Below are 25,204 nucleotides of genomic sequence, written 5' to 3'. Positions count from 1 at the left end.
GTCTCCTTTCAGGCGCGGCAGGCGAAGGCGTTGACGGCTTCGGCCGCCAGCGGCGCATCGCCGCGTGTTTCAAGCCAGTAGCGGCGCAGCAGGTTCTGCGCGGTCTTCATGCGGTATGCGCTGGAAGCGCGCATATCGCTCAGCGGCGCATAGTCGCGCGCCAAGGCCTGCATAGCTTCCTGCACGGCGGCTTCGTCCCAGCGGCGGCCCTTGAGCAGCGCTTCGGCCTGCGCCGCGCGCTTGGGCGTGGCGGCCATGCCGCCGAAAGCGATGCGGGCGTCGGCCACGGTATCGCCGTCGAACGTGAAGGCGAAGGCGGCGCAGACGGCGGAGATGTCCTGGTCGAAGCGCTTGGCCAGCTTATAGGTACGGAATTGCACGCCGGCGCGCGGCAGCGGCACGCGTACCGCCTGCACGAATTCGCCCGGCTGCAAATCCTTCTTCATATAGTCGAGGTAAAAGTCTTCCAGCGCCAGCACGCGCACGCCGGCTTGGCCGCGCAGCACGATCTCGGCGCCCAGCGCGATCAGCCAGGGCATGGAGTCGCCGATCGGCGAGCCGTTGGCGACATTGCCGCCCAGGGTGCCCGCATTGCGGATCGGCAGGGAGGCGAAGCGCTGCCACATTTCCGACAGCTCTTTCGGATAATGCTGGCACAGGGCTTCGTAAGCGTCGTTGAGCGAGACGCCGGCGCCGATTTCCAGCTTGCCGTCCACGCTGCGCACATTTTTCAGCGCATCGACGTGGCCCAGATAGATGATATCGCCCAGTTCGCGCATCTGCTTGGTGATCCACAGACCGACGTCGGTGGAACCGGCCAGCAGCACGGCCGCGGGATTCGCAGCGCGCAGCGCCACCAGTTCATCCAGCGTGCGCGGCGCCATGAAGGCCTGGCCATGCGCGCTGTAGATGGCCAGTTTGTCGCGCTTCAGCGCTTCCAGCTGCTGGACCAGGGCGGCGCGGTCGAATTCGACCTTGGGCAGCTCGCTCATGCGCTGGGCCGCCTCGATGATGGGACGGTAGCCGGTGCAGCGGCACAGATTACCCGACAGGCAGTCGTCGATCTGCTTGCGCTCGGCGCGCCGGCCATCCTGCTTCAAATACATGCCCCACAGCGACATGGCGAAGCCGGGGGTGCAGAAACCGCATTGGGAGCCGTGGCATTCGACCAGGGCCTGCTGCACCGGATGCAGGGCGCCATCGGCCTGCTGCAAGTCTTCCACGGTGAACAAGGCTTTGCCATCCAGCGTGGGCGTGAGCTGGATGCAGGAATTGACGGCCTTCAGTTCCAGTTGGCCCTTGACCAGGCTGCCGACGACCACGGTGCAGGCGCCGCAGTCGCCCTCGGCACAGCCTTCCTTGGTGCCGGTGCAGTGCAAGTCCTCGCGCAGGTGCTGCAACACCGTCTGCGTCGGGGCGGCGTCGCGCACTTCGTGCACGTTCCCGCGGTAGTAAAAACGAATTGAATCAGACATCTTGGCCTCGGCTTTATCCCAGCTTACAGATTAACACCCGGGGACACCGACCATTATAATCAATCGATGATGTCCGTTATCATCAATTTCACATGGCAGACGCGGGGTGGTGGCGGTGCCAGTGCTCGGCGATATCGATGCGGCGCGTAATCCACACGCCCTCATGGCCCTGCACATAGTCGAGGAAGCGCGCCAGCGCGGCGGCCCGCGCCGGGCGTCCCACCAGACGGCAATGCAGGCCGATGGAGAGCATCTTCGGCTGATTCAGGCCATTCGGGTCGCCCTCCTTATAGAGTACGTCGAAAGCATCTTTCAAGTAATCGAAGAATTGCGTGCCGGAGTTGAAGCCTTGCATGGCGGCAAAACGCATATCGTTAGTATCCAACGTATAAGGTACGATCAGTTGCGGCTTGACGGCAAGCAAGCCATTGGCATCGCGGTATTCGACGTTTTGCCAGAAAGGCAAGTCGTCGCCGTAGTAGTCGGCGTCGTAACGGAAGCCGCCATGCTCGACCACCAGACGGCGCGTATTGGGCGAATCGCGGCCGGTGTACCAGCCCTGCGGGGCACTACCGGTCAGCTCCCGGATGATGGCCACCGCCTCCTGCAGGTGGGCGCGCTCCGTGGCCTCGTCCATATTCTGGTAGGAGATCCAGCGCAGGCCATGGCAGGCGATTTCGTGGCCCAGCTGCTGAAAGGCCGCCACCGCCTCCGGATGACGCTTCAGTGCCATCGCCACGCCGAACACGGTCAGCGGCAGCTTGCGCTCTTCAAACATGCGCAGCAGGCGCCACAGGCCAGCACGCGAACCATATTCATAAATCGATTCCATGCTCATGTGGCGGGCCGGGAAAGCGGCCGCGCCGATGATCTCGGACAGGAAGGTTTCCGAGGCCGCATCGCCGTGCAGCACATTGTTCTCGCCGCCCTCCTCGTAGTTCAGCACGAATTGCAGGGCGACGCGGGCCTGGCCCGGCCATTGCGGATGGGGCGGCGTGCGACCGTAGCCGATCAGGTCGCGGGGATAGTTTTGATAAGTGTCCATGGTCTCGGGCGCAGTAGGGGTATATCAGCGATCATATATTGGCTTCCTGTCATCAGTATATGATTTGCGCGATACGCCAATTTGCCGAAACTTATAAGGAGATAGCATGTCCAAACTGACGACGCACGTTCTCGACACCGCCCACGGCCGCCCCGCCGCCGGCGTCAAAATCGCCCTGTTCGCGGTCAGCGGGAAAGAAAAAGTCCTGGTGAAAAACGATGTGACCAATGCCGACGGCCGCTGCAGCACGCCACTGCTGGAAGGTCCGACCATGCGCAAGGGCCGTTATGAACTGGTATTCGAGGCGGGCGCCTATTTTGCGGCCTCGGGCCTGAACCTGCCCGATCCGCCCTTCATCGACCAGGTGACAGTCGCTTTCGGCATCGCCGATCCGGCGCAGAATTACCATGTGCCGCTGGTGGTCACGCCGTGGTCGTATTCGACGTATCGCGGCAGTTGAGGAAAGCAGCGCCCGCGTGCTGCAGGCGCTGCGGAGAAACGCTTAGAAGATTACGGCATCCTGCGCAACATGCACGCCGACCAGCAGCACATCGGCGGCGGCGTGCGCTTCGACCGGCGCGGCATCGTGCGCGGCCGAATTCTGGCCCAGCTGGCCCAGCGCAGTGACCACGCGCTGGTTCAGATATACCAGATCGGCACCGGTGGCGGCATCGGCCATCTGGATGTTCAGATCGGCAATCGAGGTGTGCTCCACCAGGGCGCCGATGTATTTCACTCCCCAGGTATTCAGTGCCTGCATATCCGGGTTATGGCCAAACAGATTGTTGTAGACCTGGACCATCAGACCGGTGCCGGTGGTCCATTCATGACCGCCATACAGCGCCTGGAATTCCGCCGATTGCTCGATCGCATGAGCAATGCCGCTCAGATTGCCGCCACTCTTATTGTATTCATTCAGCCAGAAAGCCATGCCTGCGCTCTCGGCAGGACGGTTCAGCAGTTCAATGTACAGCTTTTCAATTTCATAGATCGGCGACGACATCGTTTCCCCTATTAGAAAATGGTTTAAAGCCACAATATGAATAAAATTCACCACGCAATGTTAAATATATTTAAAAGAAATATTTATATTTAATTAATTGCGCAACGATTCTAATATTTTTTAGAGGAAATGTCAGAAATATTTACACCTTAATAATGAAAGCTTATCGGGCAAGTTCGCTGTAGTGGCGGTTGGACTTGCTGGCGCGCACCTTGCGCCGCAGCTGCATCAGGCCGTACAGCAAGGCCTCGGCCGTAGGCGGGCAGCCGGGGACATAGATATCGACCGGCACGATGCGGTCGCAGCCGCGCACCACCGAATAGCTGTAGTGATAGTAGCCGCCGCCATTGGCACAGGACCCCATCGATACCACGTAACGCGGCTCCGGCATCTGGTCGTACACCTTGCGCATGGCGCGCGCCATCTTGTTGGTCAGCGTGCCGGCCACAATCATCAAGTCGGCCTGGCGCGGCGAGGGACGCGGGCAAAAACCGAAGCGGTCCATATCGTAGCGCGCCGACGCCGCCTGCATCATCTCCACCGCGCAGCAGGCCAGGCCGAAGCTCAGATACCACATGCTGTTGGTGCGGATCAGATTGACCAGCTCATCGAGCGAGGTCAGCATGTAACCATCGCGTTCCAGGGTTGCTTCTTCGATCATCGTTACTCTCCCGTTTAGTCCGGGAGGACGATAGCCTAAAGCTGGCGGCGAATATTGTACGGAAACGACATGCGTATCCCCGCTCTTCAAACCTGCCCGGTGACCACCTGGCGGTGCGGATCGTCATAGCGGAACAGGCGCAGCAGGCCGCTGCCATCATCTTCTTCCAGCAGGCTGCCCGGGCGGCGGCCGGTGAAGTGGATGAAATCGCGGATCATATGGGCCTGGTCGTGATAGCCGCAATCCATGGCGATGCGGGTCAGCAGACCGCGCCGGGGCGGCAAGCTCAGCATCATCGACAGGGCGCGCACATAACGCCACATCTTGCGTTCATCGCGCAGGCTCTGGCCATAAGAGGCCAGCATGCCGCGCTCGAGCTGGCGCACGCTCAAGCCGCAGCGGGTGGCGATATCGTCCGTCGGCTGGAACAGCATGCCGGGCGGCAGGGCGAAGGCGGGGCGGACGCGGCCGGCGCGCTGCGCCAGCAAGCCCAGCAGCCAATCGGACAGCAGCGTCAGCCAGTAATGGGGATCGCGGCTGGCGCGCAAGCCATCCTCCAGCTCGCGGATCGGCAGATGCGGCAGATACGCCTCCACCGGCACCGGAAAATTACGCAACTCCACCAGATCGGCATCGAACAGGCGGCCGAACTGCCCCGGTTCGATCAGCGCGCTGATGAAGGTCGTGCCCGCTTCCCAATGCACCAGTGCCGGTACCGTCTGCGGCCCGCCCAGCATGGGACGGTCTATGAGCGGCCCCAGGCCCGCCTCCAGCATCAGCCGCGAACCGCCGGCGATAAAAAAGGTAATCTCAGGACACGGCGTGGCCGGCACCAGCACTTCGCCCCCGCTAGCGCACTCGATATGGAAATAGCGCACGATCCCGGCCAGCGAAGGCGGCGGGAGCAAGGCCAATCGCTTAGCATCTCCGTGCGGCAATATCATGCCGCGCATTATAGCCGCCTCCCCCTTGATCCATATCAAGCAATGTCCCACCCTGGTGCCTGACACCAGGGTCGGACATTTGCTGATCTGGATCAAAGAATGTCCTAGTCCAGTGCCTGACACCAGGGTGGGACATTTGTTGAGGTGGATCAAAGGGGTTGCTGTGGGGGAAGTTGGCAGGCTTGCATGGGGTGGGGGGTTCCCGTAGAATTTGGGACTCTGCGGCCGTGTGGCCGGTCTTTTTGCGGGGCGCCGTGGCGCTCTGACCTTCTCTTGGACAACGTTCCCCTTTGGGCGCAACTTTCTGCGCTGGCTTTCCTGATTCTTTTGTCGGCTTTTTTTGCCATGGCCGAAACCGCGCTGATGGCGGCCAACCGTTTTCGTTTGCGCCATGAGGCGAAACGCGGCAGCCGCCGCGCCATCGCGACCTTGTGGCTGCTGGAGCGTACCGAGCGCCTGCTGTCGCTGGTGCTGATCGCCAATACGCTGATCAATGCGATGGCCATTGCCCTGGTCACGGCCATTGCGATCACCAATTTCGGCATGGAGGAACGCGTGATCCTCGCTTCCACCGCCCTGATCGTGTTCGTGCTGATCGTGCTGGCCGAAATTTCGCCCAAGATCATCGGCGCGCGCTATGCCGACCAGATCGTGCTGCCGGCGTCCATCGTGCTGCGCCCGCTGCTGTCGGCGGCACGGCCTGTGATCTGGTTCGTGCACCTGTTCGTGAACAGCTTGCTGGGTCTGTTCCGCGTCAAGCCGTCGGGGCCGCTGCATGAGCCGCGCTTGTCGCGGGACGAGCTGCGTTCGGTGCTGCTGGAAAACAGCAGCTTCATCCCGCAACAGCATAAGAATATCCTGCTCAATCTCTTCGACCTCGACGCGGTCTCGGTGGAAGACATCATGACCCCGCGCGCCCAGATCGAGGCGCTGAACCTGTCGGCGCCGATCGCGGAAATCGTCGAACAACTGACCACCTGCTACCACAACAAGCTGCCGGTCTATGACGGCGAGATCAACCAGATCGCCGGCATCCTCCACGTGCGCAAGGCGCTAGCCCTGCTGCACCAGCACGAGGAGCTCAGCGCCGCCGATTTCCGCGCCCTGCTGAGCGCGCCCTACTTCATCCCGCAGGATACGGCGGTGTTCGCGCAGTTGCAGAACTTCCAGGAAAACCGCGAGCGCCTGGCCATCATCGTCGACGAATACGGCGAGCTGCAGGGCCTGGTGACGCTGGACGATATCATCGAGGAGATGATCGGCGATTTCACCACCTCGACGCCGGGCGCCACGCGCGCCGAAAGCTTCGGCTGGGACGACAAGGGCGAATGCCTGCTCGAAGGCAGCACTCCTTTACGTGACATCAATAAGCGCCTGGGGTTAAACTTTGCCCTGGATGGCCCCAAGACCTTGAACGGCATGCTGCTGGAGTTACTGCAGGAAATCCCCGATGCGCCCATCAGCCTGCAAGCCGGCGGCTGCATCGTCGAGGTGGTGCAGGTGCAGAACCAGGCCATCAAAGTAGTGAAATTGCGACGCCCGGATGGCAAGCGCCCGCACTGATCAGTGCGTGACTTTACAAATGCAATGCCTGGGGGCATGATCGGACAGATAGGACGAGCCTCGAACTCCTCCCTAGACCTGATAGCGCGCTTCTATGGCAGCAGTCCAACCCAGTGCGGTCCCTGGCGCCCCCATGCCGGGCCTGGGACGGGCTTTGATCCAGGCCGGGCGCCTCACCGCGCCGCAGGCCGAGGCGCTGCAAAAAAAATCCCTCAACGATAAACAGGCTTTCATCGACGCGCTGCTGGGCAGCGGCATGATGGACGCGCGCGAGCTGGCCGCCTTCTGCTCCACTACTTTCGGCTATCCGCTGATGGACTTGCAGGCGCTGAATCCCGACGCCCTGCCGCCCAAGCTGATCGAGCCGCGCCTGATGCACGGCCAGCGCGTGCTGGCCCTGGCGCGGCGCGGCAACAAGATCGCCGTCGCCATCTCCGATCCCACCAATACCCAGGCCCTGGACCAGATCAAGTTCCAGACCGAATCCTCGGTGGAACCGGTGATCGTGCCGCACGACGCCCTGCTGCGCCTGCTGACGGAGCTGGGCAAGGATAGCGAACAGGCGATGAACGAGCTGGCCGGCGAGGAAGGCGAGATCCAGTTCGCCGAGGAGGAGGAGGCGGCCGCCGCCGCGCCCGACGCCGCCGCCAACGAGGTCGAGGACGCGCCCATCGTGCGCTTCCTGAACAAGATGCTGATGGACGCGGTGGGCATGGGCGCCTCCGACCTGCATTTCGAACCGTTCGAAAAGTTCTACCGCATCCGCTTCCGCGTCGACGGGGTGCTGATCGAGCACGCGCAGCCGCCGGTGTCGATCAAGGACAAGCTGGTCTCGCGCATCAAGGTGCTGGCCAAGCTCGATATCTCGGAAAAGCGCGTGCCGCAGGATGGCCGCATGCGCCTGATCGTCTCGCCCACCAAGACCATCGACCTGCGTATCTCCACCCTGCCCACCCTGTTCGGCGAAAAGACCGTGATGCGCATTCTCGACGCCACCCAGGCGCAGATGGGCATCGATTCCCTCGGCTACGAACCGGACCAGCGGCAGTTGCTGCTGGACGCGATCCAGCGTCCCTACGGCATGGTGCTGGTGACCGGACCGACCGGTTCGGGCAAGACGGTGTCGCTGTATACCTGCCTGAATATCCTGAACAAGCCGGGCATCAATATCTCGACGGCGGAAGACCCGGCCGAGATCAATCTGCCCGGCGTCAACCAGGTCAACGTCAACGACAAGGCCGGTCTGACCTTCCCGGTGGCGCTGAAATCCTTCCTGCGCCAGGATCCGGACATCATCATGGTGGGCGAGATCCGCGACCTGGAAACGGCCGACATCGCGATCAAGGCGGCGCAGACCGGGCATATGGTGTTCTCCACCCTGCACACCAACGACGCGCCCTCGACCCTGACGCGGCTGATGAATATGGGCGTGGCGCCGTTCAATATCGCCTCCTCCGTGATCTTGATCACGGCCCAGCGCCTGGGCCGCCGCCTGTGCAGCTGCAAGCAGCCGGTGGAGATCGCGGACGAGCTGCTGCTGCGCGCCGGCTACAAGCAGGAAGAGCTGGACGGCAGCTGGAAGCCGTATGGCCCGGTGGGCTGCGAACGCTGCAACGGCACCGGCTACAAGGGCCGGGTCGGCATTTACGAGATCATGCCGATCACGCCCGCCATCGAGTCGCTGATCCTGGCGCACGGCAATGCGATGCAGATCGCCGCCCAGGCCCAGGCCGACGGCGTGAAGTCGCTGCGCCAATCGGGCTTGGTCAAGGTCAAGGCCGGCCTGACCAGCCTGGAGGAAGTGCTGGGCTGCACCAACGAGTAACACGTTTAAGCAGGCCGCGCGCGGCCACCTGGGAGGGACCGGCACCATGGCAAGGAATGCGGGCAACCAGATCAAGGAGTCGGTCTTCGCCTGGGAGGGCAAGGACAAGACCGGCAAGACCGTGCGCGGCGAGCTGCGCGCCGGCGGCGAGGCGGTGGTCAACGTCACCCTGCGGCGCCAGGGCATCGTCGTCACCAAGGTCAAGAAAAAAGTCTACCGCTCCGGCAAGAAGGTCAGCGACAAGGACATCACCCTCTTCACGCGCCAGCTGGCGACCATGATGAAGGCCGGCGTGCCGCTGCTGCAATCGTTCGACATCGTGGGCAAGGGCCACGCCAATCCTTCCGTGTCCAAGCTGGTGATGGACCTGCGCGCCGATATCGAGACCGGCACCAGCCTGAATCAGGCTTTCCGCAAGTTCCCGCTGTACTTCGATCCCCTGTTCTGCAACCTGGTGGGCGCGGGCGAACAAGCCGGGATCCTGGAGGACTTGCTGACCCGGCTCGCCATCTACAAGGAAAAGACCCTGGCCATGAAGGCCAAGATCAAGTCGGCCCTGATGTATCCGGTGTCGATCCTGGCGGTGGCCTTCATCGTCACCGCCGTCATCATGATCTGGGTGGTGCCGGCCTTCAAGGAAGTGTTCAGCAGCTTCGGCGCCGACCTGCCCGCGCCCACCGTGTTCGTGATGACGGTGTCCGAATACTTCGTCAAATACTGGTACGTCATTTTCGGCACCTTGTTCGGAGGACTCTATTTCTTCTTCCAGTCCTGGCGCCGATCGGTCAAAATGCAGCAGGCGATGGACCGCTTCCTGCTCAAGATCCCGGTTTTCGGCGACGTGGTGCGCAAGGCGACCATCGCGCGCTGGACGCGCACCCTGGCCACCATGTTCGCCGCCGGCGTGCCGCTGGTGGAGGCGCTGGACTCGGTGGGCGGGGCTTCGGGCAACCATGTGTACCTGGAGGCGACGCGTCGCATCCAGAATGAAGTCAGTACCGGCACCAGCCTGACGGTGGCCATGCAGAATGCCGACGTGTTCCCGAACATGGTCACGCAGATGGTGGCCATCGGCGAGGAATCGGGCGCGTTGGACGCCATGCTGGGCAAGGTGGCCGACTTCTACGAAGAGGAAGTGGACGAGGCGGTGGCCTCGCTTTCCAGCCTGATGGAGCCGATGATCATGGTGATCCTCGGCGTATTGATCGGCGGCCTGGTGGTCGCCATGTATCTTCCGATCTTCAAATTGGGATCGGTGGTGTAAGAATACAAAACGAAAGAAAGCGTATCGATGCCTGAATACCTCATGCTGTTTTCGCCGCCCGGCACCGTGGGCGCCGCCATCATCGCCGGCATTTTCGGCCTGATGATAGGCAGCTTCCTGAACGTGGTGATCTACCGCCTGCCGAAGATGATGCAGCGCGAGTCGGACAATTATGTGGCGGCCGAATCGGGCAAGCAGCCGCCGCATGCCGACCGCTTCAACCTGATGGTGCCGCGTTCGGCCTGTCCGCATTGCGGCCACCAGGTGACGGCGCTGGAAAACGTCCCGGTATTCAGCTGGCTGGCCCTGCGCGGCAAATGCAGCAGCTGCAAAAATCCGATTTCGGCGCGCTATCCGCTGATCGAAGCCTTGACCGGCCTGCTCTCTGCGGGCCTGGTATGGCAATTCGGCAGCGGCTATATGGGCCTGGCCACCCTGGTCTTCGCCTGGATGCTGATCGCCATGACCTTCATCGACGCCGACACGCAGCTGCTGCCGGACGACCTGACCTACCCGCTGCTGTGGGCCGGCCTGCTGGTGAACCTGAACGGCACCTTCGTGCCGCTGCGCGACGCCGTGATCGGCGCCGCCGCCGGCTATCTGGCGCTGTGGAGCATCTTCTGGCTCTTCAAGCTGGCGACGGGCAAGGAAGGAATGGGGTATGGTGACTTCAAACTGCTGGCGGCGCTGGGCGCGTGGCTGGGCTGGGCCATGCTGCCATCGATCATCCTGCTGTCCTCGGTGGTGGGCGCGGTGGTCGGCATCTGCCTGATCTTGTTTGCGCGGCACGGCCGCAACAACCCGATTCCCTTTGGCCCCTATCTGGCGGCGGCCGGCATGATCGCCCTGATCTTCGGCGCACCCATCAGCCGTTTCACCAGCAGCCTGGCGGGCTAAGGCCGGCCGCACCAAGGAAAACACAGAAGCATGCAGCACAAGCCAGTTAATAAAAAATTCACTATCGGCCTGACGGGCGGCATCGGCAGCGGCAAGAGCCTGGTGGCCGATATGTTTGCCGCGCGCGGCGCCACCGTCATCGACACCGACCAGATCGCCCACAGTCTGACCGGCCCGCACGGCGCGGCCATTCCGGCCCTGCTGGCCGCCTTCGGCCCCGAATGCGCCGACGCCAGCGGCGCCATGGACCGCGCGCGCATGCGCGCCCTGGTCTTCAGCGACCCGCAGGCCAAGCAGCGCCTGGAAGCCATCCTGCATCCGCGCATCCGCGAGGCCACCATGGCCGCCGCCGCCATGGCCGCAGGCGACTACGTGATGTTTGCCGTGCCGCTGCTGGTCGAATCGGGCAACTGGAAGGAGCGCGTGGACCGCGTGCTGGTGGTCGATTGCCCGGAAGAGGTGCAGGTCGCGCGCGTGATGGCGCGCAACGGCCTGCCGGAAAACCAGGTGCGCGCCATCATGGCGAACCAGGCCAGCCGCCAGCAAAGGCTGGATGCGGCGGACGACATCGTGGACAACAGCGGCGAAATTGCAGCACTGGAAGCACAAATTGCGCGTTTACACGATTTATACCTGGCATTTTCCGTAAGAACGATAACAATACCTTCGCAACGTTTGTAATTTTGCCTCGCATGGTTCAGAATCACGGGAATTGTTACCAGCCCACCAATAAAGGGATGTTATTTTGATCGTCTACGAATATCCTTTCAACGAGCGCATACGCACGTTGTTGCGGCTGGAAGATTTGTACGAAAAATTTAAGTTCTTTGTGCAGCAAGAGCATCCGATGCAGCATCACGTTGCCCTGGCAACGATCTTCGACATGCTGGAAGTGGCCGGCCGCGCCGACCTGAAGTCCGACCTGCTGCAAGAACTGGAGCGCCAGCGCCAAAGCCTGCTGGGCTACCGCTCCAACCCGAATGTGCAAGCCGACATGCTGGACGCCATCCTGACCGAACTCGATGGCGTGAGCACCGCCCTGGTCGCGGCGCAAGGCAAGACCGGCCAGAATGTGCGCGACAATGAGTGGCTGATGAGCATCCGCGGCCGCACCATCATCCCCGGCGGCGCCTGCGAATTCGACCTGCCCTCTTACTACGCCTGGCAGAAACGCTCGTCCGAGCAGCGCTTCAACGATATCATCGGCTGGTTCACGCCGCTGGCGCCGCTGTTCGACGCGCTGGCCCTGGTGCTGCGCCTGCTGCGCAATTCCGGCACGCCGGTCAAGATGATCGCCAACACCGGCAGCTACCAGCAGATGTTGCAGGGGAAGGTGTACCAGATGCTGCGCCTGAATGTGGACGAGGCGCTCGGTGCGATTCCCGAAATCTCGGCCAATAAATATATGCTGTGGGTGCGCTTCACTTCCCAGGGCGGCGACCTGAAACCGAAGCCGCTGGAAGAAGACGTGCCCTTCGAGCTCACGCTCTGTAATTTTTAACCATTTAGCAAGATGCCTACCGTTGTCGACTGTCCGACCTGCTCCAAGAAAGTGGAGTGGAGCGAGAAAAACAAATACCGCCCCTTCTGTTCCGAACGCTGCAAGCAGATCGATCTGGGCGCCTGGGCCGAGGAAAAATACACGATCCCCGGCGCCGCCCCCACCGATCCGCTCGACGACGAGCTGAAATCGGAGTAATCCCCTCTTAGTAGCGCACTTTGTCCAGCCACTCCAGCAATGGGATGGTGGCTGGCAGCAGCGGCTCCACGCCCACCGTGCCTTGCCAGGCAAAGGCCTGGCCTTCCAGGCTTTGCGGCTCGCCGCGCCATTCGCGGCTGATGAAGAAGTGCAGGCGCACATGGGCATGTTCATACACATGCTCGATGCCGCACCACTCTTCGGCGCTGACCACCTCGATGCCCAGCTCTTCGACGAACTCGCGCTGCAAGGCCTGGAAAATGGTTTCGCCGGGATCGACTTTCCCGCCGGGGAATTCCCAATACCCCGCATACGGCTTGCCTTCCGGGCGCTGGCCCAGCAGCACGTCGCCATTGGCTTGCATCAGGATGCCGACGGCAACGTCGACCGGGCGTTTCTGTGTTTCTGTCATTCTCTACTCATGGATAACTTGCCCGCGTAATCGCGGGCGAACTGCCAAGCCACGCGCCCCGAACGGGAGCCGCGCTGCAAGGCCCAGCGCAGGGCATCGGCGCGCGCCGCTGCCACCTGTTCGGCCGTGCAGCCGAAAGACGCCAGCCAGTGGGCCACGATGTCCAGGTAATCGTCCTGCTTGAAGGGATAGAAGGAGAGCCACAGGCCGAAGCGCTCGGACAGGGAGATCTTCTCCTCCACCGTTTCGCCCGGATGCAGGTCGCCGTTCTCGTCGGAGCGGTAGCTAGTGTTCTCCGACATACGTTCCGGCATCAAGTGGCGCCGGTTCGAGGTGGCGTAGATCAGCACATTGTCCGACTGGGCCGAGACCGAACCGTCCAGCGCCACTTTCAGCGCCTTGTAGCCGCTTTCGCCCTCTTCGAACGACAAGTCGTCGCAAAAGATCACGAAGCGCTCCGGCCGTCCGGCCACCAGCTCGGTGATGTCCTGCAGGTCGGCCAGATCGGCCTTGTCGACCTCGATCAGGCGCAAGCCCTGCTCCGCGAACTGGTTCAGGCAAGCCTTGATCAGCGAGGACTTGCCGGTGCCGCGCGCGCCCGTCAGCAGCACATTATTGGCCGGCAGGCCGGCCACGAACTGGCGCGTGTTCTGCTCGATCTGCTGTTTTTGCGCGCCGATATTGTGCAGGTCATCCAAGGCGATGCGGGCCGGATGGCCCACCGCCTGCAGCCAACCCATGCCATCACGCCGCTTGCGCCAGCGGAAGGCGTGGGCCGACTGCCAGTCCGGCGCCGGCGGCGCGGGCGGCAGCAAGGCCTCCACGCGCGCCAGCACCGCTTCGGCGCGCGCCAGGAAGTGGGCCAATGCGTGTTCGGGGCCGGCCGTCATCGTTCAGGAACGGTAGTCGGCGTTGATCGACACATAGTCGTGCGACAGGTCGCAGGTGTAGACGGTGGATGCCGCCGTGCCGCGCGCCAGCTTGACGCGCACCGTGATTTCGCTCTGCTTCATCACGCGCTGGCCGTCTTCTTCCTTGTAGTCGGGATTGCGGCCGCCGTTCTTGGCCACCCACACATCGTCCAGGTACAGATTGATCTTGCTGACGTCCAGATCGTCCACGCCGGCATAGCCGATGGCGGCCAGGATGCGGCCCAGATTCGGGTCGGAGGCGAAGAAGGCGGTCTTCACCAGCGGCGAGTGGGCGATGGAGTAAGCGATCTTGCGGCACTCTTCCATGCTGGCACCGTCTTCCACGGTGATCGAAATGAACTTGGTCGCGCCTTCGCCGTCGCGGATGATGGACTGGGCCAGGAACACCGACAGCTCGGTCACGGCCGCCGCCAGCGCCTTGTATTCAGGGCTGTCGACCGAGTTCACTTCCAGCGTGCCGGCGCCGGTGGCGATCAGCATGAAGGAATCGTTGGTCGAGGTGTCGCCATCGATGGTGATGCAATTGAAGGATTGGTCGGCCGCTTGCTTGACTAGCACGTCGAGCACCGGCTGCGCCACTTTGGCGTCGAAAGCCAGGTAGCCCAGCATGGTCGCCATATTCGGCTTGATCATGCCGGCGCCCTTGCTGATGCCGGTCAGCGTCACCGTGTGGCCGGCGATGTCCACCGTGCGCGAGCCGGCTTTCGGCTGGGTGTCGGTGGTCATGATGGCTTCGGCGGCGTTGAACCAGTTGTCCTGTTTCAGGTTGGCGACGGCGGCCGGCAGGCCGGCCTTGATCTTCTCGACCGGCAGCGGCTCCAGAATCACGCCGGTGGAGAACGGCAGGATCTGCTGCGGCGCGCAGCCCAGCTCGGCCGCCAGCGCGGCGCAGGTCGCCTGGGCGCGGGCCAGGCCCTCTTCGCCGGTGCCGGCGTTGGCATTACCGGTATTCACCACCAGGGCGCGGATAGCCTTGCCGCCCGCTTGCACGGCCGCCAGATTGTCCTTGGAAACCTGCACCGGCGCGGCGCAGAAACGGTTCAGGGTGAACACGCCGGCCACGGTGGCGCCGTCGGCCAGCTTCATGACCAGCACATCCTTGCGGTTCGGTTTCTTGATGCCCGCTTCGGCGTAGCCGATTTCAATACCGGCAACAGGTTTCAGGTCGGCAGCGACGGGAATGGGGGAATTGACGGCCATAGCTCTCTCTAGCGGAAAAAGGAGATAAAAGAAGCCGTTATTGTAATCCCTGACGGGCGCTGCCCTTCTGAAACTTTCAGTTACTTTACAAGCTTGCTTTTTGGCTAAATGTCACAAATGGCAAGCTTGATACCTTATCCACGAGGCAGGCTTAAACGCTGTCGAAAATTCAAGAGAAATGCCACAAATACGACAAAAAACTAGAGTCTAGCCACTATTCCGTAAATTCCGTTTCGTGCTCCAGGGAAATTGTTTTAAGGTTTCAGGCGCACACAAAAGCCACTTGTAGCGGCCGTACAAGCTTCGCGGCCCAGTTTGGCGGAGCCATCCTCCCAGCCACCAAAACAATAAACCTATTGGATCTCAAGAGATGAAAAAACAACTTTTAGTAGCATCCGTTCTGGCCGCCGTTGGCCTGATGCAAGCTCAAGCCGCCACCCTCGGCGACGATAAACTGAGCATCAGCGGCTTCGGCACCCTCGGCGTCGCCAAAAGCAATACCGATGATGCCCAATTTGCCCGCTACAACCAGGCTGTGGGCGTGGCCGACTCGCCGCGCATCGGCCTCGATTCCAACCTGGGCCTGCAAGCGAGCTACCAGTTCAGCGACCAGCTGTCGGGTACGATGCAGGTGCTGACCCGCAAGAACACCAGCCCGCAATTCACCACCGACCTGACCTGGGCCTTCCTGAAATACAAGATCAATGACGAGACTTCGGTACGCCTGGGCCGCGTGGTGCTGCCCGCCTTCCTGATCTCCGACTACCAGAACGTGGGCTACGCCAACACCATGATGCGTCCGCCGATCGAGATGTACGGCCAGGCGCCGATCGAGAACGTGGACGGTGTCGACGTCAACTGGCAGCACGGCTTCGGCGACACCAATGTGACGGTGCAAGCCTTCGTCGGCAAGAGCCGCGGCAAGCTGTTCATCCCGACCGGCGGCGGCATCGTCGCCAAGCACCAGTCGCCAGCGGCCGGCTTCTCCATCAGCGCCGAGCGCGGCCCCTTCACAGTGCGCTTCGGCCACGTGCAAGGCAAGATCCAGAGCGACGGCATCGTGCCGATCAATACCCTGACCAACACCCTGAACGGCATCGGCTTCACCCAGTTGGCCGACGACCTGACGCTGAAAGAGCGCAAGCGCATCGCCTTCACCTCGCTCGGCCTGACCATGGACTGGAACAATATCGTGCTGCAAGCCGAGTACGCCCAGCGCCGCGCCAAGCAAGCCGTCTACATCCCCGACACCAACGCCTGGTACGTGATGGGCGGCTACCGCATCGGCAAAGTGCTGCCTTACTTCGCCCACGCCCAGTACAAGGACGCCGGCTCCTCCGTGAACGTGCCGGCCGCGCTGGCCGCCGTGCCGCCGCTGAACGCCACCGTACGCGGCCTGCTGCTGTCGCCGGAACAATCGTCCAACCTGGTCGGCGTGCGCTGGGACTTCGCCAAATCGATGGCGCTGAAAGTGCAAGTGGACCGCGTCAAGCCGAAGACCAAGGGCGGTTCCCTGATCTTCACGCCAACCAGCTTCAAGGATAGCGTGACCGTGGTCGGCGCTGCCGTCGATTTCGTCTTCTAAGGTGCTACCCATGAAAAAACTGATGTCCTCGCTGATCCTGGCCGCCCTGGCCGCAGCCGCCGTTCCAGCCTCGGCCGAAATCGTGGTGATCGTCAATCCGAAGAATCCGGCCACGCGCATGTTCTCGGAACAAGCGTCCCAATTCTTCCTCGGCAAATCGGCCATGTTCACCCCGGTCGACCAGGCCGACGGCTCCCACATCCGCAACGAGTTCTACCAGAAGGTGGCGGACAAGGACGCGGCCCAGGTCAAAGCCCTGTGGTCCAAGCTGGTGTTCACCGGCAAAGGCACGCCGCCGAAAGAGTACAAATCCAACGCCGAGGTGAAAAAAGCCGTGGCCGACGATCCCAAAGCCATCGGCTACATCGACAAATCGGCCGTGGACGACAGCGTCAAAGTCATCCTGACCCTGCCGTAAAGCATCCGCAACGAGTATGTCCCCCAGCCCGGCCCCGCGCCGGGCTTTTTGCATCCACAGCCCGGCCCGTGTCCACCTTGGTGCCAGGCACCAAGGTGGACACGGGCTGGGCTGTGGGGATGGTGGTGGAGTGGCTTGCTAAAAGGATACAATCCGGGGGTATCCAGATGAGGAGTACCGATGAGACTGCCCCTGCGCGTCAAATTCCTGCTGCTGAGCGCGTTTATCCTGGCGCTGGTGGTCGGCGTGCTGATCGCCAATAGCCTGCGGCTGATGGAGAACGCGGTCAGCCGTAATGCCGAGCGGGTAGCCCATGAGTATGCCGTCACGCTGAACCTGACCCTGAGTCCCTATGCCAGCACCGGCCGGCTGAACGAGTTGAGCAGCTACTGGAACGAGATGCTGGCCGAGCCGCGCGACAGCCTGTTGCGCTATATCGTGGTGCTCGACGCTTCCGGCCGCGCCCTGGCCCAGGCCGGCGAGCAGCCGCTGCAACTGCCCGCGCTGCTGCGCCGGGGCAAGGCCGACGAGGGCGGCGTGCGCACCCTGTTCGACGAGCATATCCTGCATGTGCGCGCCCCGCTGCTCTTGAACCAGAACGAGATCGGCTCGCTCAACTTCGGCCTGTCCACAGCCGAACTGGGCAAGGCGCGTGACGAGGTCATGCTGCAGGGCAGCGCCATCGCGCTGACCGGCTTCGGCGTCGGCCTGCTGCTCTTCGTCGCCCTGACCCACGGCATCGGCCGCCGCCTGCAGGCGCTGACGGAGCAGTCGCAGCAGCTGGCCCAGGGCCAGTACGGCCGCCAGCTGCCCGAGCGCGGCGGCGACGAGCTGCAGGTGTTCACCCACTCGCTCAACACCATGAGCGCCACCCTGCGCGACCGCATCCTGCGTCTGGAGGAATCCGAGCTGCGCCTGTCGGAATCGGAGGCGCGCTTCCATACCCTGTTCGACATGACGCCGCTGCCGCTCAGTGTCTCGGGCCAGGATGGGCGCGTGCTGATCGCCAACCGCGCCCTGCTGCGCACCTTCCACCGCGAGCTGGCCGACGTCGTCGGCAAGCGCTCGGACGAGCTGCCGTTCTGGGCCTCGCCGGTGGAACGCCAGCGCATCTGGCAACTGCACCAGCGCCAGGGCGCGGTGCGCGGCGAGGTGGCCGATGTGCAGCTGCCGGACGGCAGCCAGGGCAGCGTGACGATCTGGTCGTCCTCCCTGCTGCTCGACGGGCAGCAAGCCATCATCTGGGCCTTGCTCGACCTGACCCAGGAGCGCAAGGCCAAGGACGCGCTGCAGGAACTCAACGCTTCACTGGAACACCGGGTGCGCGAGCGCTCGGCCGAGCTGGAGCACGCCAATCGCGAGCTGTCGCACACGCTCGACACCTTGAAGCGCACCCAGCACGACCTGATCGCGGCCGAGAAGATGGCCTCGCTCGGCTCCCTCGTGGCCGGCATCGCCCACGAGCTGAACACGCCGATCGGCAACAGCCTGCTGGCCTCGACCGCGCTGCGCGACCGCGTCGAGGAATTCGATAGCCTGGTGGCGGCCGGCGCGCTGCGGCGCTCGGCCCTGACCAGCCACCTGGAGGAAGTGCGCCTGGCTTGCGGCCTGATCTCCAGCTCGCTGCAAAAGGCGGCCGAACTGATTTCCTCGTTCAAGCAGATCGCCGTCGACCAGACCAATGACCAGCGCCGCTGCTTCAGCCTGCTTACCGTGGTGAGCGACACCACGGCCACCTTCATGCCGCGCCTGCGCCGCGCCAACTGCCGCGTCAGCCTCGACGTGCCGTCCAGCCTGATGCTCGATTCCTATCCGGGCAGCCTGTACCAGATCTTCACCAATCTGCTTAACAATGCCTTGATGCACGCCTTCGAAGGCCGCAGCGAAGGCCAGATCGTGATCCACGCCCAGGCCGGCGGCGGCGAACTGGCCGAGATCAGCTTCAGCGACAATGGCGTGGGCATGAGCGAAGAGGTGCGGCGCCACGTCTTCGATCCCTTTTTCACCACCAAGATGGGCCAGGGCGGCACCGGCCTCGGCATGAACATCGTCTACAACATCGTCAGCGGCGTGCTCGGCGGGCGCATCGCGATCGATTCGGCGCCGGGCGCCGGCACCGTGATCCGCATCAGCGTGCCGCTCAGTTCGCCCCTCTACGAGGCGGCGCGCTAAGCCCCCGGCGCTGGCCAGGGACGAAAAAAAACCGGGGACGCATCCCCGGTTTTGGTGTGCAGCCGGCTTAGGCCAGCTTGCCGTGGCAAGCCTTGTACTTCTTGCCGCTGCCGCAAGGGCAAGGGTCGTTGCGGCCGACCTTGACGCCCATGCTGACGCTCGCTTCGGTAGCGCCGTCCGGCAGCGCGGTCGGGGCCAGCAACTCTTCCGGCGCCGCGTTCGGGTTGAAGTCGGCGTGCTGGTAGTGCACGTTTTCCACATGCGACTGGGCCATGGCCGCTTCGGCCGCGTCGATTTCCTCGCGCGACTGGATGCGCACGGTCTGCACCAGCTTGATCACATCGTTCTTGATCATGTCCAGCATCTGGCCGAACAGCTCGAAGGCCTCGCGTTTGTATTCCTGCTTCGGATTCTTCTGCGCATAGCCGCGCAGATGGATGCCTTGGCGCAGGTGGTCCAGCGCGGCCAGGTGTTCGCGCCAGTGGCTGTCCATGCTCTGCAGCATGACATTGCGCTCGAAGCCGGCAAACGCTTCCTTGCTGACGATCTCGACCTTTTCCTTGTACTGCGCGTCGGCGGCGGCCAGCACGCGCTCCAGCAGCTCCTCGTCGCTCAGGTTCTGCTCGGCTTCCAGCATCTGGGTCAGCGGCAGTTGCAACTGCCATTCGCTGGCCAGCACGTTTTGCAGCGCGGCCACGTCCCACTGCTCTTCCACCGATTCTTCCGGCACGTAGACACGCACCAGATCGGTGAACACGCCGTGGCGCAGCGATTCGATGGTTTCCGACACGTCGGTGCTTTCCAGCAGCTCGTTACGCTGCTGATAGATCACCTTACGCTGGTCATTGGCGACGTCGTCGTATTCCAGCAGCTGCTTACGGATATCGAAGTTGCGCGCCTCGACCTTGCGCTGGGCCGATTCGATCGAGCGGCTGACGATGCCCGCTTCGATCGGTTCGCCTTCCGGCATCTTCAGGCGGTCCATGATGGCGCGCACGCGGTCGCCGGCGAAGATGCGCAGCAAAGGATCGTCGAGCGACAGGTAGAAGCGCGAGGAACCCGGGTCGCCCTGGCGGCCGGAACGGCCGCGCAGCTGGTTGTCGACGCGGCGCGACTCGTGGCGCTCGGTGCCGACGATGTGCAGGCCGCCGGCCGCCACCACCTGCTCGTGCAGCGCTTGCCAGCCGTCGCGCAGCTTCTGCGCCTGGGCCGCCTTGTCGGCGTCGCTCAGGTCGGGATTGGCTTCGACGAACTGGATTTGTTTTTCAACGTTACCGCCCAACACGATGTCGGTGCCGCGGCCGGCCATATTGGTGGCGATGGTGATCGCTTTCGGCGAACCGGCCTGGGCGATGATTTCCGCTTCGCGCGCGTGCTGTTTCGCGTTCAGCACATTGTGCGGCAGCTTGGCCTTATCCAGGATGCCGGACAGCAGCTCGGAGTTTTCGATCGAGGTGGTGCCCACCAGCACCGGCTGGCCGCGCTCGTAGCAATCGCGGATGTCCAGCATCATGGCGTTGTACTTCTCGGCATTCGATTTGTACACCTGGTCCTGGCGGTCCTTGCGCTGGGAAGGACGGTTGGGCGGAATCACCACGGTTTCCAGCGCGTAGATTTCTTGGAATTCGTAGGCTTCGGTGTCGGCGGTGCCGGTCATGCCCGCCAGCTTGGCGTACATGCGGAAATAGTTCTGGAAGGTGATCGAGGCCAGGGTCTGGTTCTCGTTCTGGATCTTCACGCCTTCCTTGGCTTCGACGGCCTGGTGCAGGCCGTCGGACCAGCGGCGGCCCGTCATCAGGCGGCCGGTGAATTCATCGACGATCACCACTTCATCGTTCTGCACCACGTAATGCTGGTCCTTGAAGTACAGGGCGTGGGCGCGCAAGGCGGCGTACAGGTGGTGCACCAGGGTGATATTCGCCGAATCGTAGAGCGAGGCGCCTTCGGGCAGCAGGCCCATGCGGGTCAGGATGCCTTCGGCCTTCTCGTGGCCGGCTTCGGTCAGCAGCACCTGGTGCGCTTTTTCGTCCTTGGTATAGTCGCCCGGCACCTCGATCTTGCCCTTGCCGTCGGCGGTTTCCTCGCCCACTTGCAAGGTCAGCAGCGGCGGCACGCTATTGATCTTGTGGTAGAGGTCGGTATGGTTCTCGGCCTGGCCGGAAATGATCAGCGGCGTGCGCGCCTCGTCGATCAGGATCGAGTCCACCTCGTCGACGATGCCGAAGTTCAGCGCGCGCTGCACGCGGTCGCGCGCCTCGAACACCATATTGTCGCGCAGGTAGTCGAAGCCGAACTCGTTATTGGTGCCGTAGGTGATGTCGGACGCGTAAGCCTGCTGCTTGGTGGCATGCTCCATCTGCGACAGATTGATGCCGGTGCTCAGGCCCAGCCAGCGGTACAGGCGGCCCATGGTTTCGGCATCGCGCTGCGCCAGGTAATCATTGACGGTCACGATGTGCACGCCCTTGCCCGACAGCGCATTCAGGTAGGCCGGCAGGGTCGCGGTCAGGGTCTTGCCCTCACCGGTGCCCATCTCGGCGATTTTGCCATAGTGCAATACCATGCCACCGATCAGCTGCACGTCGAAGTGGCGCATCTTGAACACGCGCTTGGACGCTTCGCGGCAGACGGCGAAGGCTTCGGGCAGCAGGCTGTCCAGCGCCTCGCCGTTGGCGATACGCTCCTTGAAGGCCGGCGTTTTCGCTTGCAGCTCGGCATCCGACAGCTTTTCGTATTCCGGTTCCAGCGCATTGATCGCTTTCACCGTCTTTTGGTATTGCTTGAGCAACCGCTGGTTACGGCTGCCGAAGATCTGGGTCAGTAAGGACATGCTTGAATTCTTGTATAAACGCCGTTAAAAAAAGCTCGCTTCGCGACCTCGCCCCAGTGGGCGGCCCTACCGCACCGAGTCCGCCTATGGCAAAAGACGGTGATTCTATCATGCGTTCCCGGCAAGGTTGGGTTCCCGGCCCTATAACACAATAGGCAACAGGGAATAAATTGCCCCGGCAAGCCCGTCCGCTCAGCATGGATGAGCCGGCTATGGTAAGGTAGGCGCATGCGATTCGACACCTTCAACCGCTCGCGCCGTCCGGCCGACGCCACCGATTTCCTGCGCCGCCACGACCGCCTGGCCGCCCTGTTGCCGGCCGCCGAACGCATGGGTGCCCTGCAAGCCGACTGCGCCGCCGCCCTGCCGGCCGCCTTCAAGCTCAGCGAAATCCTGGCCTGCGAAGACGGTCAATTGCTGCTCTCGGTGCCAAATGCCGCGGTTGCCGCCAAGCTTAAGCAACAATTGCCAAAGCTACAAGAGGCATTGCAACAAAAAGGGTGGCAAATCAACAACATCCGTCTGCGCGTGCAGATGATGAAGTCGGCCCAGCCCCTGCCCGTCGAGCGGCGCCAGTTCGCCTTGCCCGACAGCGCCGTCAACTCCTTCGACCAGCTCAGCAAGGAATTGGAAGAGACCGCGCAAAACCGCCCCCTGATCGCCGCCCTGCGCGCCATGGTCGCGCGCCGCCGCCCCGCTTAAGCGCCCGCGTTTGCGCCAAATCAAACAATGTCCCACCCTGGTGTCAGGCACCGGAGTCGGACATTGTTTGATTTAGATCAGCAAATGTCCGACCGTGGTGCCTGACACCAGGGTGGACATTGTTTGCGCTGGATCAAAGCTGGTCGGGCTGCAGGCTTAGTTGTAGGACCACTCTTGGGCGAGTTGGCGGGCGTAGGATGGGGGTGCTTTGCTGATGTCGTCGTAGCTGACGATTTCATACGCGTCGGGATGGGCCAGCAGTTCGCGCAACAGCAGATTGTTCAGGGCGTGACCGGATTTGTGCGCTTCGTACGCGGCGATCAGGGGATGGCCGACCAGGTACAGGTCGCCAATGGCGTCCAGGATCTTGTGGCGTACGAATTCGTCGTCGTAGCGCAGGCCGTCGGAGTTGAGGATGCGGTATTCGTCCATGACGATGGCGTTTTCCAGCGAACCGCCGCGCGCCAGGCCGATGCCGCGCAGCATTTCCACATCCTGCATGAAGCCGAAGGTGCGCGCGCGCGCCACAGCCTGGATATAGGAGACGTCGCCGAAGTCGACATTGGCGCGCTGGGCCGTGCCGTCCACCGCCGGGTGGTTGAATTCGATGAAGAAGTCAAGCTTGAAACCATCGTGCGGCACCAGACGCGCCCATTTTTCATTGGCGCCTTTGCCATCGCGCACCTCGACCGCTTTCAGCACGCGGATGAATTTCTTGGGCGCGTCCTGCTCTTCCAGGCCGGCTTGCTGCAGCAGGTACACAAAGGAGGAGGCCGAACCGTCCATGATGGGAATTTCTTCCGCGCTCACGTCGATATACAGATTGTCGATGCCGAGACCGGCACAGGCCGACATCAGGTGCTCGACCGTGGAGACGCGGGCGCCATCCTGGATCAGCACCGAGGCCATGCGGGTATCGCCCACCGCCATGGCGTTCGAGGGGAACTCCACCACCGGGTCGAGATCGACGCGGCGGAAGATGATGCCCGTGTCCGGCGCGGCCGGATGCAGGGTCAGCACCACCTTGGTGCCGGAGTGCAGGCCGACGCCTGTGGTGCGGATTAACTCTTTGATAGTACGTTGTTTTAGCATGCTGAGATTATATCGGCTTTGCCCGGCGGCAGCTCAGGGATGCTCGGCTTCCGCGTGCACGGCTTCGCGCCGCACCAGGTAGATGCCGCTGCCGATGATGATGGCCGCGCCCAGCAGGGTATAGCCGTCGGGCAGCGTATTCCACAGTACCCAGTCGATGCCCACGCCCCAGGCCAGGGCCGAGTATTCGAACGGCGCCACGATCGAAGCCTTGCCGCGGCTGAAGGCCACGGTCAGCGCCAGCTGGCCGAGGAAGCCGCTGACGGCCAGGCCCAGCAGCACCGGCCAGTCTTCCGGACGCAGCGGCACCCAACCCTGGTAGCTGAGCGGCAGCGCGCCGGCCCCCATCAGCACCAGCACCCAGAACATGATGTGTTCTGGCGCGTCGGTGCGGCTCAGGATGCGGCTGGCCACGGCCGAGATCGCATAGCAGGCGGCCGAGGCCAGCACGGCCAGCCCCGCCAGCGACACCAGATTGCCGCCGTCGGGACGCAGCACCACCAGCACCCCGCCCAGGCCGACCGCGATGGCCAGCCACTGCATCCGGTCCACTTTTTCCTTGAGCACGAAGACCGACAGGGCCGTGATCAGGGCCGGGCCGATGAAGAAGATGGAATAGGTTTCCGCCAGCGGCAGCGATTTGAGCGCATAGGCGAACAGGGTCAGCATGGCGATGCCGAGCGCGCCACGGAAGATCTGTAGCGGCCAGCGCACCTTGAATAGATTGCCGAATTTGCCTCGATAGCCGAGATAGACGCAGACCAGGGGCAGCGAGCACAGGCAGCGCAACGCCGTCACCTGCATGGGGGGATAGTGGGCGGCCAGCAGCTTCATCGTCGTATCCATGAAGGAGAACATGGCGACGGCGGCGAGCATGGCGTAAATGGCTTGCAGGTTTTCTTTCGATTGCGGGGTCACGCGGGCGATCCAGATAGTTGAGCGGGACCGTCCATTGTACGCAAAGCCCGGCGATCATGTTGTCCCAGGGATAGCGCCGCCGCGCGTGCACTACGCGCAAAACAGTCACCGCCGCTGCGTCTTGCTGAAAGGTGACGATGGAATTGCGGTGCGCGACCAGTTCGAAAGTTCCAGGAACGCAGCCGGTCCGGCGCGGATAATTCGGATCGGCCAACTTGCCGACCTGGACATCGATGCTATCCCGCATATTCAACGCCGCCTTGCGGTCAAACCCTGCGATATAGCGGGTAATCGCGTCAAGATCTTAGGTACCCCAGGCTGCGCAGAACCCTCATCATCCAGCCGCTCCCAGCATTGCGCTTTCAGGCGCGCCCATTCTTCGGGCGTGAATACGGGGTTGCTGCCATCGCCCAAGCCGGCGATGGCAGCATTCACGGTGCGCAGCAGCCATTCCTCGTAGCTTTCGTTCCGGCTTGCTTCATAGTGTGCCGGCTTATCCCTGGCGATCAGTTGCAGCACATCTTCCACGGTTATATATTTCACGACCGCCCCATTCCTGAATTCTAG

At 62.7% G+C, this 25,204-nt stretch carries 24 protein-coding genes; 12 read left to right on the top strand and 12 right to left on the bottom strand.

Annotated features, from left to right (window positions below; all coding sequences use genetic code 11):
• Positions 1–8 precede the first annotated feature (8 nt).
• Both xdhA and puuE read right to left on the bottom strand, forming a co-directional pair.
• Complete coding sequence (xdhA, locus tag FHS03_RS11590; protein ID WP_183441120.1) at positions 9–1,475, bottom strand: xanthine dehydrogenase small subunit; 1,467 nt, start codon at positions 1,473–1,475, stop codon at positions 9–11.
• 88 nt (positions 1,476–1,563) lie between these two features.
• Positions 1,564–2,520: an allantoinase PuuE gene (gene puuE / locus FHS03_RS11585; RefSeq protein WP_183441119.1), complete on the bottom strand. Its 957-nt coding sequence runs from the start codon at positions 2,518–2,520 to the stop codon at positions 1,564–1,566.
• A gap of 106 nt (positions 2,521–2,626) precedes the next feature.
• Here puuE and uraH point away from each other — a divergent pair, with 106 nt between their 5' ends.
• Positions 2,627–2,980, top strand: coding sequence for a hydroxyisourate hydrolase (gene uraH / locus FHS03_RS11580; RefSeq protein ID WP_183441118.1), 354 nt, complete (start codon positions 2,627–2,629; stop codon positions 2,978–2,980).
• Positions 2,981–3,022: 42 nt separating this feature from the next.
• On the opposite strand, the gene FHS03_RS11575 is transcribed toward uraH, so the two are convergent.
• From FHS03_RS11575 to FHS03_RS11565, 3 genes are all read right to left on the bottom strand, one after another.
• Positions 3,023–3,523: a DUF4214 domain-containing protein gene (locus FHS03_RS11575; RefSeq protein WP_183441117.1), complete on the bottom strand. Its 501-nt coding sequence runs from the start codon at positions 3,521–3,523 to the stop codon at positions 3,023–3,025.
• A 163-nt stretch (positions 3,524–3,686) separates the two neighbouring features.
• Positions 3,687–4,184, bottom strand: coding sequence for a NuoB/complex I 20 kDa subunit family protein (locus FHS03_RS11570; RefSeq protein WP_183441116.1), 498 nt, complete (start codon positions 4,182–4,184; stop codon positions 3,687–3,689).
• Between the two features lie 86 nt (positions 4,185–4,270).
• The gene (locus FHS03_RS11565) at positions 4,271–5,098 is read right to left on the bottom strand and encodes a helix-turn-helix domain-containing protein (RefSeq protein WP_183441115.1); all 828 of its coding nucleotides are present in this window, start codon (positions 5,096–5,098) and stop codon (positions 4,271–4,273) included.
• 303 nt (positions 5,099–5,401) lie between these two features.
• On the opposite strand from FHS03_RS11565, the gene FHS03_RS11560 reads away from it, so the two are divergent.
• From FHS03_RS11560 to yacG, 7 genes are all read left to right on the top strand, one after another.
• Entirely contained in the window at positions 5,402–6,691 is a 1,290-nt protein-coding gene (locus FHS03_RS11560; RefSeq protein WP_183441114.1) for an HlyC/CorC family transporter, read from the top strand.
• Between the two features lie 94 nt (positions 6,692–6,785).
• Positions 6,786–8,516, top strand: a complete 1,731-nt coding sequence (pilB, locus tag FHS03_RS11555) for a type IV-A pilus assembly ATPase PilB (RefSeq protein ID WP_229426163.1) — start codon at positions 6,786–6,788, stop codon at positions 8,514–8,516.
• A 46-nt stretch (positions 8,517–8,562) separates the two neighbouring features.
• The gene (locus tag FHS03_RS11550; RefSeq protein WP_183441113.1) at positions 8,563–9,780 is read left to right on the top strand and encodes a type II secretion system F family protein; all 1,218 of its coding nucleotides are present in this window, start codon (positions 8,563–8,565) and stop codon (positions 9,778–9,780) included.
• Positions 9,781–9,807: 27 nt separating this feature from the next.
• On the top strand, positions 9,808–10,677 hold the full coding sequence (locus tag FHS03_RS11545; protein ID WP_183441112.1) for a prepilin peptidase: 870 nt from the start codon (positions 9,808–9,810) through the stop codon (positions 10,675–10,677).
• Between the two features lie 30 nt (positions 10,678–10,707).
• Positions 10,708–11,358 (top strand): dephospho-CoA kinase, encoded by a 651-nt coding sequence (gene coaE / locus FHS03_RS11540; protein WP_183441111.1) that lies wholly within the window; start codon positions 10,708–10,710, stop codon positions 11,356–11,358.
• A gap of 64 nt (positions 11,359–11,422) precedes the next feature.
• Positions 11,423–12,178 (top strand): cell division protein ZapD, encoded by a 756-nt coding sequence (gene zapD, locus FHS03_RS11535; RefSeq protein WP_183441110.1) that lies wholly within the window; start codon positions 11,423–11,425, stop codon positions 12,176–12,178.
• 12 nt (positions 12,179–12,190) lie between these two features.
• On the top strand, positions 12,191–12,376 hold the full coding sequence (gene yacG, locus FHS03_RS11530) for a DNA gyrase inhibitor YacG (RefSeq protein ID WP_050409294.1): 186 nt from the start codon (positions 12,191–12,193) through the stop codon (positions 12,374–12,376).
• A gap of 7 nt (positions 12,377–12,383) precedes the next feature.
• Here yacG and FHS03_RS11525 read toward each other — a convergent pair whose 3' ends face one another.
• Genes FHS03_RS11525 through argJ form a run of 3 tightly spaced genes read right to left on the bottom strand, consistent with a single transcriptional unit; the run spans position 12,384 to position 14,920 of the window.
• The gene (locus tag FHS03_RS11525) at positions 12,384–12,788 is read right to left on the bottom strand and encodes an NUDIX domain-containing protein (RefSeq protein WP_176347442.1); all 405 of its coding nucleotides are present in this window, start codon (positions 12,786–12,788) and stop codon (positions 12,384–12,386) included.
• Positions 12,785–13,678, bottom strand: coding sequence for an ATP-binding protein (locus FHS03_RS11520; RefSeq protein WP_183441109.1), 894 nt, complete (start codon positions 13,676–13,678; stop codon positions 12,785–12,787). Before FHS03_RS11520 ends, FHS03_RS11525 begins: the two co-directional genes overlap by 4 nt.
• A 3-nt stretch (positions 13,679–13,681) precedes the next feature.
• Positions 13,682–14,920 (bottom strand): bifunctional glutamate N-acetyltransferase/amino-acid acetyltransferase ArgJ, encoded by a 1,239-nt coding sequence (argJ, locus tag FHS03_RS11515; protein ID WP_183441108.1) that lies wholly within the window; start codon positions 14,918–14,920, stop codon positions 13,682–13,684.
• 370 nt (positions 14,921–15,290) lie between these two features.
• On the opposite strand from argJ, the gene FHS03_RS11510 reads away from it, so the two are divergent.
• From FHS03_RS11510 to FHS03_RS11500, 3 genes are all read left to right on the top strand, one after another.
• On the top strand, positions 15,291–16,505 hold the full coding sequence (locus FHS03_RS11510) for a porin (RefSeq protein WP_183441107.1): 1,215 nt from the start codon (positions 15,291–15,293) through the stop codon (positions 16,503–16,505).
• Positions 16,506–16,515: 10 nt separating this feature from the next.
• Entirely contained in the window at positions 16,516–16,923 is a 408-nt protein-coding gene (locus FHS03_RS11505) for a type 2 periplasmic-binding domain-containing protein (RefSeq protein WP_183441106.1), read from the top strand.
• Positions 16,924–17,103: 180 nt separating this feature from the next.
• Positions 17,104–19,095: an ATP-binding protein gene (locus FHS03_RS11500; protein ID WP_183441105.1), complete on the top strand. Its 1,992-nt coding sequence runs from the start codon at positions 17,104–17,106 to the stop codon at positions 19,093–19,095.
• 67 nt (positions 19,096–19,162) lie between these two features.
• Here FHS03_RS11500 and secA read toward each other — a convergent pair whose 3' ends face one another.
• Complete coding sequence (gene secA / locus FHS03_RS11495) at positions 19,163–21,925, bottom strand: preprotein translocase subunit SecA (RefSeq protein ID WP_183441104.1); 2,763 nt, start codon at positions 21,923–21,925, stop codon at positions 19,163–19,165.
• Positions 21,926–22,153: 228 nt separating this feature from the next.
• Here secA and FHS03_RS11490 point away from each other — a divergent pair, with 228 nt between their 5' ends.
• A complete protein-coding gene (locus FHS03_RS11490; protein ID WP_183441103.1) occupies positions 22,154–22,627 on the top strand; it encodes a DciA family protein in 474 nt (157 codons plus the stop codon).
• A gap of 156 nt (positions 22,628–22,783) precedes the next feature.
• Here the strand turns inward: FHS03_RS11490 and lpxC are convergent, their stop codons facing one another.
• The 3 genes from lpxC to FHS03_RS11475 form a co-directional block, all read right to left on the bottom strand.
• Complete coding sequence (lpxC, locus tag FHS03_RS11485) at positions 22,784–23,719, bottom strand: UDP-3-O-acyl-N-acetylglucosamine deacetylase (protein ID WP_183441102.1); 936 nt, start codon at positions 23,717–23,719, stop codon at positions 22,784–22,786.
• 33 nt (positions 23,720–23,752) lie between these two features.
• A complete protein-coding gene (locus tag FHS03_RS11480; protein ID WP_183441191.1) occupies positions 23,753–24,595 on the bottom strand; it encodes a DMT family transporter in 843 nt (280 codons plus the stop codon).
• Between the two features lie 291 nt (positions 24,596–24,886).
• Positions 24,887–25,180, bottom strand: a complete 294-nt coding sequence (locus FHS03_RS11475; RefSeq protein ID WP_183441101.1) for a hypothetical protein — start codon at positions 25,178–25,180, stop codon at positions 24,887–24,889.
• Positions 25,181–25,204: the final 24 nt, after the last annotated feature.

It is taken from the genome of Pseudoduganella violacea (assembly GCF_014191875.1).
GTDB classification, from domain to species: Bacteria; Pseudomonadota; Gammaproteobacteria; order Burkholderiales; family Burkholderiaceae_D; genus Rugamonas; species Rugamonas violacea_A.
This window is presented reverse-complemented; position numbering and strand designations above follow the sequence as displayed.